Origin of the sequence: Chryseobacterium sp. CH21, from assembly GCF_004119445.1 — a bacterium.
Classification (GTDB): Bacteria; Bacteroidota; Bacteroidia; order Flavobacteriales; family Weeksellaceae; genus Chryseobacterium.
Genome location: NZ_QICI01000070.1, coordinates 1 through 14,196, shown reverse-complemented (window position 1 = coordinate 14,196; position 14,196 = coordinate 1). Strand labels below are relative to the sequence as shown.

General features: G+C 36.0%; 12 protein-coding genes and 1 pseudogene. 8 read left to right on the top strand and 5 right to left on the bottom strand.

Annotated features, from left to right (window positions below):
* The first annotated feature begins 126 nt into the window (after nucleotides 1-126).
* The 7 genes and pseudogenes from BOQ62_RS14975 (at nucleotide 127) to BOQ62_RS14945 (ending at nucleotide 8,606) form a co-directional block, all read left to right on the top strand.
* A pseudogene (locus BOQ62_RS14975) lies at nucleotides 127-2,243 on the top strand (TonB-dependent receptor).
* Nucleotides 2,244-2,489: 246 nt separating this feature from the next.
* Nucleotides 2,490-3,242, top strand: a complete 753-nt coding sequence (locus BOQ62_RS14970; protein WP_129040737.1) for a hypothetical protein — start codon at nucleotides 2,490-2,492, stop codon at nucleotides 3,240-3,242.
* Nucleotides 3,230-3,772, top strand: a complete 543-nt coding sequence (locus BOQ62_RS14965; protein WP_105702355.1) for an acyl-CoA thioesterase — start codon at nucleotides 3,230-3,232, stop codon at nucleotides 3,770-3,772. The genes BOQ62_RS14970 and BOQ62_RS14965 overlap by 13 nt, the downstream gene beginning before the upstream one ends.
* A gap of 160 nt (nucleotides 3,773-3,932) precedes the next feature.
* Nucleotides 3,933-4,862 carry a 2-hydroxyacid dehydrogenase gene (locus BOQ62_RS14960; RefSeq protein WP_129040736.1) on the top strand — a complete coding sequence of 310 codons (930 nt, stop codon included), beginning with the start codon at nucleotides 3,933-3,935 and terminating at the stop codon, nucleotides 4,860-4,862.
* 181 nt (nucleotides 4,863-5,043) lie between these two features.
* Nucleotides 5,044-6,306 (top strand): serine hydrolase domain-containing protein, encoded by a 1,263-nt coding sequence (locus BOQ62_RS14955; RefSeq protein WP_129040734.1) that lies wholly within the window; start codon nucleotides 5,044-5,046, stop codon nucleotides 6,304-6,306.
* A gap of 25 nt (nucleotides 6,307-6,331) precedes the next feature.
* A complete protein-coding gene (locus tag BOQ62_RS14950) occupies nucleotides 6,332-8,143 on the top strand; it encodes an Ig-like domain-containing protein (protein WP_129040732.1) in 1,812 nt (603 codons plus the stop codon).
* A 4-nt stretch (nucleotides 8,144-8,147) separates the two neighbouring features.
* Nucleotides 8,148-8,606 (top strand): heme-binding domain-containing protein, encoded by a 459-nt coding sequence (locus tag BOQ62_RS14945; protein ID WP_185146803.1) that lies wholly within the window; start codon nucleotides 8,148-8,150, stop codon nucleotides 8,604-8,606.
* Between the two features lie 104 nt (nucleotides 8,607-8,710).
* On the opposite strand, the gene BOQ62_RS14940 is transcribed toward BOQ62_RS14945, so the two are convergent.
* From BOQ62_RS14940 to BOQ62_RS14920, 5 genes are all read right to left on the bottom strand, one after another.
* Nucleotides 8,711-9,223, bottom strand: a complete 513-nt coding sequence (locus tag BOQ62_RS14940; RefSeq protein WP_129040728.1) for an NUDIX hydrolase — start codon at nucleotides 9,221-9,223, stop codon at nucleotides 8,711-8,713.
* Nucleotides 9,220-10,134, bottom strand: coding sequence for a site-specific tyrosine recombinase XerD (xerD, locus tag BOQ62_RS14935; protein WP_105702361.1), 915 nt, complete (start codon nucleotides 10,132-10,134; stop codon nucleotides 9,220-9,222). Before xerD ends, BOQ62_RS14940 begins: the two co-directional genes overlap by 4 nt.
* Before the next feature lie 6 nt (nucleotides 10,135-10,140).
* A complete protein-coding gene (locus tag BOQ62_RS14930; RefSeq protein ID WP_002983800.1) occupies nucleotides 10,141-10,563 on the bottom strand; it encodes a deoxycytidylate deaminase in 423 nt (140 codons plus the stop codon).
* A 53-nt stretch (nucleotides 10,564-10,616) separates the two neighbouring features.
* Nucleotides 10,617-11,384 carry an enoyl-CoA hydratase/isomerase family protein gene (locus tag BOQ62_RS14925; RefSeq protein WP_129040726.1) on the bottom strand — a complete coding sequence of 256 codons (768 nt, stop codon included), beginning with the start codon at nucleotides 11,382-11,384 and terminating at the stop codon, nucleotides 10,617-10,619.
* Nucleotides 11,385-11,488: 104 nt separating this feature from the next.
* Nucleotides 11,489-12,976 (bottom strand): catalase, encoded by a 1,488-nt coding sequence (locus BOQ62_RS14920; RefSeq protein ID WP_129040724.1) that lies wholly within the window; start codon nucleotides 12,974-12,976, stop codon nucleotides 11,489-11,491.
* A 133-nt stretch (nucleotides 12,977-13,109) separates the two neighbouring features.
* Here BOQ62_RS14920 and BOQ62_RS14915 point away from each other — a divergent pair, with 133 nt between their 5' ends.
* Nucleotides 13,110-14,060, top strand: coding sequence for a LysR substrate-binding domain-containing protein (locus tag BOQ62_RS14915; protein ID WP_034692517.1), 951 nt, complete (start codon nucleotides 13,110-13,112; stop codon nucleotides 14,058-14,060).
* Nucleotides 14,061-14,196 lie beyond the last annotated feature (136 nt).

The window sequence follows — 14,196 nt, the reverse complement described above, 5'->3', positions numbered from 1 at the left end:
GGCTGAGATTATACCCAATGAACCTGGAACAGGTAATGCTGTTTAGGGATGCGCCTTCATAGAACGCTGAATTGTATAATATCTTATCGATCCCCTTTTATTCATTAAATGTCAAAGATTTATAGAATGAAAGGATTATTTTTTTTAGGGCTTAGTGTAGCCTCTGTGGCTTTTATGCAGGCCCAAAATAAAGACTCTCTGAAAATCAGAGAAATTGAAGCTGTCAACTTTACCAAAAGACTTCCGGTAGCCAAGGAAATCATCAATGTACAGAAAGATTTAGACGGCAAAAACTTAGGACAGGATCTGCCTATTCTTTTAAAAAATCAAACCTCCATTATTTCCACTTCAGATGCGGGAAATGGAGTAGGATATACCGGTTTTAGAATCCGTGGAGTTTCAGGTTCTGCCATTAATGTAATGATGAATGGTGTTCCTTACAATGATTCTGAGAGTCAGGGTACATTTTTTGTCAACGTTCCGGATTTGACAAGTTCTGCATCACAGATCGTCATTCAGAGAGGAGTGGGGACTTCCAATAACGGGGTTTCCGCTTTTGGGGCAAGTATCAATGTGCTTTCTAAAGATCCGGAAGAGAAATTTTACTTTAAAACGGATGACAGCTACGGATCATTTAATACCTATAAATATTCAGCAGAAATAGGTTCCGGTAAGTTATGGAAAAACCGTCTTTCTGTAATGGGAAGATATACGCATATTCATTCTGATGGATATATCGACAGAGCTTCATCCAACTTACATTCTTATAATTTCACTGCTTTATTTGAAGAAGGAAATACGAAACTACGTTTAATGGCTTTTGGGGGTAAAGAGAAAACCTATCAGGCCTGGAACGGAATTGACCGTAAAACATGGGAAACCGATCCTAAATTCAATATTTCAGGGGCGATCTATGATTCCAATTGGGAGAATATTGTAAGTTTCTATGATAATGAAACGGATAATTACAGACAAAATCATTATCAGTTGCTTTGGGAACAGAAATTCAGCGACCGTTGGAATCTTGAAACCACGTTCCATTATACAAAAGGAAGGGGGTATTATGAAAACTACAAACAGGGAAATCCTTTTTCAAGATACAATCTTCCGAATATCATTGAAGGAGGACAAACTATAAAATCTTCAGATTTTATCAGAAAAAATGGCTGAATAATGATTTCTACGGAATGGTTTCTACCCTTTACGGAAAGTTTGAAAATCTGGATCTGAATTTTGGTGCCGTAGTTAATCAGTATTATGGAAGGCACTACGGAAATGTGACAGGAGTGTTTTTCCCTCAGATTGATGAAAGCGAATATTACAGAAATCGTTCAGTAAAGAATGAAATATCAGGTTTTGCAAAAGCTTTACTAAGAGTAGATAACTTTGAATTTTTTGGGGATTTGCAGCTTAGAAAAATCAATTACAATACAAAAATCCTGATGGCAGGTGATGGTGAAGGAGCAGATTTAAGCAAAAACTGGCTGTTTTTTAATCCAAAAGCAGGAGTAAACTACAGAATTGAAGGAGGTAAAATATTCCTTTCATATGCACACGCCCATCGTGAACCCAACAGAGATGATCTGATGGCCAATAATGATGTGAAAGCTGAAAAACTTCACGATATTGAAGCAGGTTTTGAAAAACAGTTCGGGATTGTATCCCTTACTGCGAATGTTTATTATATGTATTATGTGAATCAGCTGGTTTTGAATGGAGAGCTTAATAATGTTGGAGCATTCATCAGAACAAATTCAGGGAAGAGCTATAGAAGAGGAATTGAGGTAGGTGCTTTGGCAAAATTGTCTAAACAATGGGAAGTTTCAGGAAACCTAACGTTAAGCCAGAACAGAAACCAGGATTTCAATATCCAAAATGGAGATGTTCCTAAAAGCCTTGGAAATACACAGATTTCTTTTTCTCCGAATGTAATTGCCAATGTAAGCCTGAAATTCAATCCTACAAAGAATTTCCAGTTTGCTTTAATGAATCAGTATGTTGGAAAACAATATCTGGACAATACCGAAGATGCAAATCTTCAGCTTAAAGATTACTTCCTGACAGATTTCAATGCGCAGTATCAGTTTAAAATTGCTAATAATGAAATTGCATTGAAACTATTGGTGAATAACCTGTTCAACAAGAAATATGTGAACAACGGATCTGTTTATGAAGGACAACCGTATTATTTTTCACAGGCAGGAACGAACTTTATGTTTGGCGTGAGCTGGAAAATCCAATAACAGGTAAAATGGTAAAAAGATAAAATGGCAAAAGACTAAGTCTGGTGATATTTGAATTTACAAATTGGCTTTTTTACTTTTTAACGGTTTTACCTTTCTTACAATAATTTATAAGCTTAAAAAAGGAGGTTTAAATAATCGTATTCCTGTTTTAATACAGAATAATCAAAAGGCTGCTCCGGCAGTCTTTTTTATATCCGTTAAATATTACAAAAAGTCACGAAAAAGTTATAAATTTGCTGCCAAATGAATATTTCAGCATACATTTTAGAATATTTAAAACAATTTGGAACTGCCACGGTTCCAGGCTTTGGAGTGTTTTCACTGAAGAATTCTAAGGCAATTATCAATTCGGAAAACGGGAGCATCCTGCCTCCGGCCAGTCAGATTGAATTGGCAATAGACTACGAAGTACAGGCTGAAGATCTTACTGCTTTTATTGCAGAACAGAAACAGATGTCTTTAGAAGCTTCAAGAAGTGATCTGAAGATTCAGACCGATTTTTGGAAGAAAAAACTTCAGGCCGAGCAGGTTCTTGAAATTCAAAATCTTGGAACAGTCTTCATTGAAGAAGGGCATACTCATTTCAAAGGAAAAAGAATAGAATCCGGACGTCCGGACTTCTATGGATTGGAAGAAATCAGATTTTCAGATATCAATAACGGGGAAAAAGTGAGTGCCTCAGTGAACAGGGAAAAGGATTTTAAATTCAAAAAAACAATTCTCTGGACTTTCCTTTTGATCATTCCGGTTCTAGGGATTGCATACCTGGCATTTACCCAACAGGAGCTTCTTTTTGGTAAAAAATCTTTCAATAAGGTTTCTGTACAGACTTCTACCCATAGAATCGTAAAAGATACGGTGAAGGTAATGGTACACGCTCCGCAAACACCTGTTTCAGATTCTTTGAAAAAAGATTCACTCGTAAAACCTGCCGGAAAAGTAACACAACCTAAACCGGCTGTCCCACACAACACTAAGAATAGATGGCAAAAATAAAAAAAGCGTCAGAATCTCTGACTATTATGACTAATATCGTTCTTCCGAACGAAACCAACTCTTTAAGAAACCTTTTTGGTGGTGAACTTTTAGCAAAAATGGATCGTTGTGCATCTATTTCTGCGGCAAGACACTGCGAAAGAAGAGTTGTAACAGCATCTGTAAACCACGTATCTTTCAATCACCCGATTCCGGAAGGAGGAGTAGTGGTATTGGAATCTAAAGTTTCCAGAGCATTTTCCACTTCAATGGAAGTGTATGTAGATGTATGGTTGGATGATCCGATTAATCAGAAGAAAATTCACACGAATGCAGGTATTTATACCTTTGTGGCTGTGGATGAGTTCAACCGTCCGATTCCTATTCCGGAAATGATTCCAGAAACAGATGAAGAAAAAGAAAGATTTGCAGCAGCATTCCGTAGAAAAGAACTTTCATTAATCCTTTCCGGAAGAATGAAGCCTTTGGAATCTGTAGAACTTAAAAAACTATTCCAGGAACCGCAGGAATCTAAGAAAGACAAGAAATAGTATTTATACTTTATCAATAAAAATGCTTTTAAACTTTGCTGAGTGCTAACGCCTTTGCGAGCTTAAAAGCATTTGTTTTTTCAGAAATTTGCGAACTTTGCGGTAGAATAAAATTATAATCATTTAGGAACCTGTTCCTATCTCTAAAATTATTAATAAAATGAAGATACTTCTTTTAGATAAAAATCATCCTCTTATCACTGAACAGCTTTTGGCTCAGAATTTTATTTTAGAAGAGGATTTTACATCGTCTTATGATGAGGTTTGTGATAAAATTGAGAATTACGACGGTATTATTATCAGAAGCCGTATTCCGCTGGATAAAAACTTTCTGGAAAAAGGTAAGAATCTGAAGTTTATTGCAAGAGTAGGTGCCGGAATGGAAAATATTGATATTCCTGTTGCCGAAAAGCTGGGAATTCAGCTGATTAACTCTCCGGAAGGAAACAGGGATTCAGTAGCAGAGCACGTGGTAGGAATGCTGTTGGTGATCATGAACAGACTTTTTATCGCCTCTCAGGAAGTGAAAAACGGGATCTGGAAGCGTGAAGAAAACAGAGGAGACGAGTTGTTAGGAAAAACAGTAGGATTAATTGGATATGGAAACATGGGAAAAGCTACTGCAAAAAGACTTTCAGGATTTGGATGTAAGGTGATTTTCCATGATATTCTTCCTGATCTTTCTGATGAATATGCCACACAGGTTTCATTAGAAGAATTAAAGCAATCTGCAGAGGTTTTAAGTTTACATATTCCTTTGACTGCAGAAACCCATTATCTTATTGACGAAACATTCATTGCAGAGATGAAAAATGACTTTTATTTCGTGAATACGGCAAGAGGAAAGAATGTGAAAACTAAAAATTTAGTAGAAGCACTGAAGTCAGGAAAAGTAAAAGGAACTTGTCTGGATGTATTGGAGTATGAAAAGTCTTCTTTTGAAAATATTGAAGCAGAAAATGAAGATTTAAAATATCTTCTGGAATCAGAAAAAGCGATTGTCACACCCCATATTGCTGGCTGGACTCATCAGAGCAAAGAAAAACTGGCTCAGTTTATTGTAGATAAAATAGTAGCTTCGCATTGTTAAGCTAAGAAATATATAAAAGATAAAAAGACGAATTTACAAAAAGTGAATTCGTCTTTTTTTATGATTTTGCCTCTCCAAATTTTACTTTTCCTCTCATTTATGTTAAATAATTCATAATGTACCTCTCTTATTTATTATTTATTTTCGAGTTTTATTAAATTGCCGCTCATTTTTGAATCTCATGAAGACGCGTAATTTTGTACTTATCTTAACTGTTTTATTATCGATATTTTCCTGTAAAAAAAAATCTGAAGCCAAAGAAGCTTCGACTGAAAATACAACCAATCTGCCCAACTATGGAAATGTAGATTTTGGTGATATTTTTACAAAAGGTGATGGACAACTTTTGAACAGGCAGACTACTGTAAGTTATATCGATCAGTATTACAAAAAGATATGGGAAGGAGGAGACCTTAGTGGTGGAATTCTTGTTGCCAAAGGTGATGAAATCCTGTATGAAAACTACAGAGGTTTCGGAAGAGAAGGAAATCAGATGCCGATTGACAAAAATACACCCCTTCATGTAGCTTCCGTTTCAAAGACGTTAACGGCAATGGCAATGATGAAACTGATTGAAGCAGGAAAGATAAAACTTACTGATCACCTTACTCAATTTTTTCCAGGATTTCCTTATCCTAATGTTACCGTTCAGACTTTATTAGATCAAAGAAGCGGTCTTCCGAAATATGAATATTTTATTACCAAAATACAGCCGGCTCCGGCAGAACTTTCCAAGCCATTTATTACGAATGAAGATGTATTGAATATGATCATCAAATACAAACCTGATCTTGCGAGAGATACAGATACAGGATTTATGTATTGCAATACCAACTTTGCTTTATTGGCTTTATTAATTGAAAAAGTGACCAAAACTCCTTTTCCACAGGCGATGAAAGAAATGGTTTTCACACCGTTGAAAATGAATAACACGTACATCTTCCAGGAAAAAGATATTCCAACAGCAGCACAGTCTTTTTATTATGGAGGAAATAAGCTGTATCCTTTAGACAGACTTGATCTGATTTATGGAGATAAAAATGTGTACACTACGCCAAGAGATCTGTACAATTTCTCAAAAGCCATGTTTTCGAAAAATTTCCTCAAGCCTGAACTGATGCAAATGGTTTTCACTCCTTACAGCAATGAAAAAGCAGGAATGAATAATTATGGACTAGGATTCAGAATGAAAATCTTTGATAACGGAGAGAAATTAACTTACCATAACGGATGGTGGCATGGTACCAACTCGGTATTTGCCCACCTTTTAAAATCTAAAGTGACCATTGTTGCTATTGGAAATAAATATTCAAACAAAGTATATACAGCGCTTGCATTATCTGGATTATTCGAAGATTTTCCATTACAGAAAGATAAGCTTCATACCGTAATGAATGACAATAAAGACAGTTTAAATTCCGGACAGGAAGTTTTTGGAGAATAATGTTTATTTTTGCTTAAACATTTTCATGAAAAGGTTTCTTTTATTATTCGTTATCTGTTTTCTTGTACACTCATGTGCAAGGGTAGGATCTCCTGTAGGAGGGCCTAAAGATACATTAGCACCAAGGTTTTTAAGCTCAAACATTGATACGACAAGAATTAATGTCAAAAAAGATATTCACGAACTCCGTTTGGATTTTGATGAATATGTGACATTGAAGGACATCAATAAAAACCTGATTATTTCACCTCCTCTTAAAGGGATTACGAGGATTCTTCCCTCCAATATTGCCAACAAATTTGTATTGATCCAGTGGACGGATACTCTTCAGGCTAATACAACCTATAATTTCAATTTTGGAAATTCAATTGTCGATAATAACGAATCGAATATATTAAGGTATTTCAATTTTGCTTTTTCAACCGGAGATAAATTGGATGATTTGTATATCAGTGGTGAGATTAAGGATGCTTTTGATATTAAAAAGAAGACTGCAACAACAACAGAAAATAAACTTGTGGTTGGATTGTATCAGATAAAAGATACGATGAACTATAAGAAAAAACCATACTATATCACCAAGGTTGATGAGGATGGATACTACGAATTGAACTATCTGACACCGGGCAAATATAAAATTATAGCTTTTAATGATGAGAACGGAAATTCAATGTATGATCCGGGAAAAGAAAAGGTAGGTTTTCAGAAAGATCCCATCAATGTTGAAAAATCGATTTCAGGGCTGAATTTAAAAGTGTATCCTTCCAAAAAGCCTGTGAAGTATTCTGAGATGAAGGAAATTGCTGGAGGAGTTTTAATGTCATTCGAAGGAAATCCTGAAGAGGTAAAAGTTCAGTCATTGAATGAGAAACTGAAAGACATCAAAATAACGCACAATCCAAAATCCGATTCCGTGAGAATCTGGTTTGATGCAGTAAAAGATGATGTGGGGCAGACAGCGAATGAAAAACTGATATTCACTCACAATAAAGGCCCGAAAAAAGATAGTGCTTACAGTGTTTCATTATTCTATAAATACAATAAAAAGAATGCAATGGATGTCTTTAGTGATAATGACGGAACTGCCATTGCTCCAAAAGCAGATTTAAAAATTGCTTCCAACTATATTGTAGATAAAATTGACCCTACAAAATGGACTTTGAGAGCTAAAGGAGACAGCTTAACGACTTTGCCATTCACAGCTAAGATATCGGAGACAAATCCTTATCAGATCCATGTTCAGTCAGATTTTGTGATGGGGAAAAGCTATGAGCTTACTGTTCCTAAGGAAACTGTATCTTCATTCTATGCAAAGAATACTCAGTCAAAACGTTTCGATTTTGATGTTGCTAAGATAGATCAGTTTGGAAGTGTTGAATTCTCTATTTCAAATGCACCTACTGCCAATTACTGGATTCAGATGGTTGATTCTTCTGATAAGATTGCTTATCAAAAATATTTAAAAGGAGATAAGGTAAAGTTTGATATCCTGAAACCAGGAGAATACATTATAAGAATACTGGTAGATAATAACGGAAATAAATATTGGGATGAAGCAGACTTTGTCAATGATGTATTTGCTGAAGATGCTTATATTTTCTATAAAAAGGTTGTCGTTAGAGGATTGTGGGAAACAAGAGAGGAATGGGATCTGAAGGATACCAGAACACTTGATAGTCCTAAATCTGCAACAGGAACATCAGCTACGCCAGCTTCAGCTTCAACTCCTGCATCAGTATCTGAAACTCCTGTGCCTGCAGAAACTACTACAACAGTACAGCCAAAGCTGAAAAAAGAATTTAAATCCGGGAATGCTATTTTAACTCCAGTAAAATAAGGACATAAGGATGGCTAAAAAAATCATATTCTGGATATTAGTAGGCTTTGCCCTGATTCAATTCTTTCCTATTGACAGGACTAATATACCTGTGGATGCTGCCAAGAATTTTGTTGATGCTAAGAAAACGCCTGAGAAGATTGCAACCCTGCTTAAAAATGCATGCTATGACTGTCATTCCAATGAAACAATCTATCCAAAATATGCTTTTATTGCACCCATTTCCTGGTCTGTAAAAAGTCACGTGAATGAAGGCAGAGAACATCTCAACTTTTCCAGCTGGGAGAGTTATAATAAGGATTTGAAGGAGAATATGCTCACGAAAGCTATTCAGACGATCCAGAATAAGACAATGCCAATGCCGGGTTATATTGTTTATCACAAAGAAGCCAATCTTTCAGATGCGGAAAGAGCATTGCTGATTCAGTATTTTGATGAAATGCTGAAGACTAAAACCTATTAATTTCTACAATAAAAAAACTCCCGCAGATTTTATAAACTAAACAGATTGTTAAAAAACCGTCTGCAAGATCTATAAAACCCGCGGGAGAATATATATTACAAAAATTATTTCTTTAAATAATCCTCGAAAAATCTCTTCTGGGAATCAAAAGCAATGTCTTCTAAATTTAACTCCTGTAAAGGAATCCAGATCGCTTCTGAGATCTCAGAGATCTCAAGATTTACCTCAAACTTTTCCGAAACAGTATACTCATAAAAGAGATCAATTGTATTGTAATCAATTTCTTTGTATTGATAGATGTTGGGAAGGCTGGTAAGGTATTTCAGGTTAGAAATATTGATGTCAAGCTGAAGTTCTTCAAACAGTTCTCTTTTACAGGTTTCCTCTGCACTTTCTTTAGGGTCAACAAATCCTCCGGCAAGATCCAGTTTTCCTTTTTTAGGGTCTCTGTTTCTTCGGGTAAGATAAATTTCGTCACCACATCTGATAACAACCGCTACAGCGCCTGCTACATTATTATACAGGGTAAAACCACATTCAGGACAGCTCCATTTTTTTTCGCCATCCCAGTGTAAGGACTCTTTGCCACAGCTTGGACAATATTTCAATAGTTTCATTGAGCAATATTAATATTTCTCGGGTGATAACTCAAAATAACATCTCTTAATTCTTCTGTTTTCAGGTGCGTGTAGATTTCCGTTGTGGTAATACTGGAATGTCCCAGCATTTCCTGAATATAACGTAAATCGGCTCCATTCTGCAACAAATGTGTTGCAAAAGAATGTCTGAATGTGTGTGGAGATATTTTTTTGTTAACCCCTGCTTTGTCTGTAAGTTCTTTAATAATAAGAAATACAATTACTCTGGACATGGATGTCCCGCGGCTGTTCAAAAACAGAGTATCTTCATATTTCTTATTAATCTTACCTTTAGAGCGTACCTCTTTGATATAACTTTCAAGCATATCTGCAGTATAGTCGGCCAAAGGAACAAAACGCGTTTTATTTCCTTTTCCGTGTACCTTGATGTATTGCTCTTTAAAGTTGATATTGGAGATCTTCAGATCAATCAGTTCAGAAACACGGAGTCCGCACCCATAAAGTACCTCTATGATGCAGTGGTTTCTTTTTCCAAGATCTGTATTGACTTCAATAGCAGCAATAATTTTGTTGATATCAGGCAGGCTAAGGGTATCAGGTAGGTATAATCCCAGTTTAGGGCCTTCAAGTAACGCCGCAGGATTGTCTTCACGATATTCATCCTCAAGCAGAAATTTGAAAAATGCTTTGATGGAAGATATCCATCTTGCTTGTGATCTCTCACTGAATTTCTGTTTGGAAAGATTGAAAATGTATTCCTGCAGGTTTTCGTAACCGATAGATTCTGGACCGACGTTTGCCAGATCTTCTTCTGCGTAATCTTTTAATTTCTTAATGTCTCGAACGTAAGCGTCGAGCGTGTTTTCTGAAAAATTTCTTTCGAAGCGAAGAAATATTTCAAAATCTTTGATCTTTTCATCCCAAGTCATTTGTGCTTATTTTTTTAGTTCACAGTCCGATATTTGTTCTATTTCAATGTTATGGTTTCTTAGGAACGATATTCCATCGTCATCCGAATACTCATTAATGTACACCAGCCTCGTAATTCCTGCCTGCAAAATCAGCTTACTACATTCTTTGCAGGGTGACAGCGTTAAGTATAACGTTGCCCCTTTTGCAGATTGAGTAGAAGCGGCCAGCTTTAATATAGCGTTGGCCTCCGCATGCAATACGTACCAGTGTGTTTTCCCTTCTTCATCTTCACAGCAGTTTTCGAATCCCGAAGGAGTCCCGTTGTAGCCATCTGAAATAATCATCCTATCTTTTACGATAAGAGCTCCCACCTGTTTTCTCTTACAGTAGGAGAGTTTTGCCCATTCCTGAGCCATTTTTAGATAAGCTTTATCAAACTTATTCATACCGCAGCATTGTTTTTTTCGAAATAATTTGGATTAAAATCTTTTAGAAAGATTTAGAAGTTAGGCTTTCTCTTCTCTAGAAACGCAGTAACTCCTTCTTTCTTATCTTCCATTTCAAAAAGTTCACCGAAATATTTTATTTCAGTTTCAAAACCTTTCTCCGTGTCAGATAAATTCACGGCATTTATAGCCTTCGAGATTGCCATTGGTGAATTGTAGGCAATCGTATTTGCTAATTCTTTCGTTTTGGTTAATAATTCTTCTATAGGATATACTTCATTTACCAATCCGATCTCTTTTGCTTTTTGAGCAGGGATCATTTTGGCAGAGAAGATCATTTCGTTGGCAATACCCTTTCCTACAAGCTTTGGAAGCCTTTGTGTTCCTCCGTAGCCTGGGATTAACCCAAGAGTTACTTCAGGAAGCCCTAATCTGGCGTTTTCCGATGCATATCTGATGTGGCATGCCATGGCAAGCTCTAAACCTCCTCCTAATGCAAAACCGTTTACGGCTGCAATGACAGGTTTAGACATGTTTTCTATTTTATTGAACAAAATATTTTGTCCGTTTCTTGCAAGTTCTTCAGCTTTTTCCTGTCCGAAATCACTGAATTCTTTAATATCAGCTCCCGCTACAAAAGACTTTTCTCCACTTCCGGTAAGGATAATTACTCTGCAGGAAGTGTCAGCATTAAGCTCATCCAGTACGGTACTGATCTCCTGAATGGTTTTTGCATTTAAAGCATTTAAACTTTCAGGTCTGTTTATGGTAATGATAGATAATTTATCTTCTTTTTTTAATAATACGTTCTCGTAACTCATTTTTCCACTTTAAAATATCATCCTTTGCAAATTATGAATTTTTTACAAAAAAAGGAAAAAATATTATTTTTTTTTCCTTTTTTTTAATTTATCGTTCAATATGATTATTTGGAATGATTCATCATATTTGCATCAATATTCACATTTAGCTGAGAAGCTACTTTCATGCCAAGCTCAATATTGGCCCTGAAAAAGTGACATAGCTGTCTGTTGATAATTTCATCTTTCTTTGGTCCGCTGATGCCTTTCATGCTGCCTATAATGTTTTTGATCAGGTGATCTCGGTCTTCCGCATTCATAGCTTTAGAATACAAAAGTCCCGGTTGAGTGTAGTGATCACTGTCATTATCATTTCTGTTATAGCTTGCAACATGAGCGCTATCTAACTCATATTCAAAGTTTTTATAAGATGAATCCGCTTTGATGTCATCAAAACTGTTCGGATGATAATTAGGTTTGTCCTGATACTGGCTTGAATCTGCCATATAACCATCTCTTTGATAATTGTTGACTTCAAATGGGCATCTGTTTACCTCCAGCTGATGAGAATTCACACCCACTCTGTAGCGATGAGCATCAGGATAGGAGAATAATCTTCCCTGAAGCATTTTGTCCGGTGAGAAGCTGATTCCGTTAATCAGATTGCTTGGTGAGAAAGTAGATTGTTCCACATGAGCAAAATAATTAACAGGGACTTCGTTCAGCTCCATTTCTCCTACTTCGATCAAAGGGAAGTCATCATGGAACCATACTTTGGTTACGTCAAAAGGATTCCATCTGAAATCTTTTGCCTGCTCTTCAGTCATCACCTGAATATATAAGGTCCATTTCGGAAAATCTCCATTTTCAATAGCGTTGCAAAGATCTTCCTGTGCAAAATCCGGATTTTCTCCAGCCATTTTTACAGCTTCTTCATCAGTGAAATTTTTTACGCCCTGTTTTGTCTTGAAGTGGAATTTCACCCATACTCTTTCATTCTGATCATTAATCATAGAGAAAGTATGAGATCCGAAACCATGCATATGTCTGTAGCCATGAGGAGTTCCTCTGTCTGACATTAAGATAAGAACCTGATGAAGAGATTCAGGATTCAGGCTCCAGAAATCCCACATCATTGTGGCACTTTTTAAATTAGTTTTCGGAACTCTTTTTTGAGTATGAATAAAATCCGGGAATTTTTTGGCATCCTTAATAAAGAATACCGGAGTATTATTTCCTACAAGATCCCAGTTTCCGTCTTCAGTATAAAATTTTAAAGCAAAACCTCTTGGATCTCTCGCAGTATCTGCGCTCCCTTTTTCTCCACCTACCGTAGAGAATCTTGCAAACATTCTGCATGAATTTCCTACTTTTGAAAACAGCTTTGCTTTTGTGTACTGGCTGATGTTATGCGTTACGGTAAAAGTTCCGTAAGCTCCGCTTCCTTTGGCGTGCACAATCCTTTCAGGAATTCTTTCCCTAACGAAATGCGCAAGATTTTCCTGAAGAATAAAGTCTTGCAGCAATACCGGGCCTCTTGGTCCTACCGTCTGTGAATCCTGATGCTCAAAATAAGGTGCGCCGTTACTTAACGTTAATTTTTTAGAATCCATATCATTAATGATTTGTATAAATGTTTTTGTTTTTCTAAATCCAAGTGTAAAGGTAATGAATATCAAATTTACTTGAATTTTTAATTGCTAATAGCAAAAACGTTATATCTTTGTAATAGATAATATTAATCAAATGAACATTCAGCAACTGGAGTATCTTATCGCTGTAGATAAGTATAAACATTTTGGTAAAGCCGCTCAGGCGTGTTTTATTACCCAACCTACGTTAAGTGCCATGATACAGAAATTTGAGGATGAACTGGATGTAAAGGTGTTCGACAGGACTACCCACCCGATTCGTACCACGGATGTAGGTCTTCAGATTATTGATCAGGCAAAAGTAATTATTGAATCTGTCAATGAGCTGAAAAACAAAGCCAATCTTTTGAATAATATTTTAGGAGGTACTATCAATCTGGGAATCATTCCTACGGTTTCTTCTTTTATTCTGCCAACGGAAATTTTCAAATTCCTTGAAGAGAATCCTAAGATCCAGATGAATGTAAAAGAAATGACCACTGATAATATTATTAAAGCTTTGAAAGCAGGAGAACTGGATGCGGGAATTATCTCTACTCCGTATGACACTGCTGACGAGTTTTATCAGGATTTCTTATTCAATGAAGAACTAATGATTTACAGTTCCAATACGGAAGCCAACAAAAAGAATTCTTACATCATTCCGGAAGATCTGAATGTAGAGAAAGTATGGCTGCTTGAAGAAGGAAACTGTCTGAGAAATCAGTTTGAGAACATCTGCCACCTTAAAGAAAATACTTTGAAGCCTAAAAACCTGGACTTCTTAGCCTCCAATATCCAGACGCTGGTACACATGGTAGATAAAGTAGGAGGGATCAGTATTCTGCCGGAATTGGCATTAAGCCAGCTTTCAGAAGAGCAGAAGAAAAATGTTTTCAGATTCAAAAAACCTTTCCCTTATCGAGAAATCAGTATTATTTATTATAAGCCCACATTTAAGCAAAAAATTATTGATGAATTGTCACATTCTATCAAAACTTCTTTAGAGCTTAAGTTGAATTATCACGAAAGTCCGAAAGAATTTGTGAGCATTAAGCCTCAGTAATGAGAATGTCTTAAAGTGATAGAAATCATCAATTTAAACCCGTTGTGCATTTTAAAATATGCTTGATTTTAGATTGTTGATTTTTTTGTTTAAATAGTTTTTATTAATAAATTGAACAATTGTAAGAGCTGTAATC

Coding starts and splice junctions, on each gene's coding strand:
- BOQ62_RS14970 (WP_129040737.1), top strand. CDS start 2,490: ATGAATATTTCAGCATACATTTTAGAATATTTAAAACAATTTGGAACT.
- BOQ62_RS14965 (WP_105702355.1), top strand. CDS start 3,230: ATGGCAAAAATAAAAAAAGCGTCAGAATCTCTGACTATTATGACTAAT.
- BOQ62_RS14960 (WP_129040736.1), top strand. CDS start 3,933: ATGAAGATACTTCTTTTAGATAAAAATCATCCTCTTATCACTGAACAG.
- BOQ62_RS14955 (WP_129040734.1), top strand. CDS start 5,044: ATGAAGACGCGTAATTTTGTACTTATCTTAACTGTTTTATTATCGATA.
- BOQ62_RS14950 (WP_129040732.1), top strand. CDS start 6,332: ATGAAAAGGTTTCTTTTATTATTCGTTATCTGTTTTCTTGTACACTCA.
- BOQ62_RS14940 (WP_129040728.1), bottom strand. CDS start 9,223: ATGAAACTATTGAAATATTGTCCAAGCTGTGGCAAAGAGTCCTTACAC.
- xerD (WP_105702361.1), bottom strand. CDS start 10,134: ATGACTTGGGATGAAAAGATCAAAGATTTTGAAATATTTCTTCGCTTC.
- BOQ62_RS14930 (WP_002983800.1), bottom strand. CDS start 10,563: ATGAATAAGTTTGATAAAGCTTATCTAAAAATGGCTCAGGAATGGGCA.
- BOQ62_RS14925 (WP_129040726.1), bottom strand. CDS start 11,384: ATGAGTTACGAGAACGTATTATTAAAAAAAGAAGATAAATTATCTATC.
- BOQ62_RS14920 (WP_129040724.1), bottom strand. CDS start 12,976: ATGGATTCTAAAAAATTAACGTTAAGTAACGGCGCACCTTATTTTGAG.
- BOQ62_RS14915 (WP_034692517.1), top strand. CDS start 13,110: ATGAACATTCAGCAACTGGAGTATCTTATCGCTGTAGATAAGTATAAA.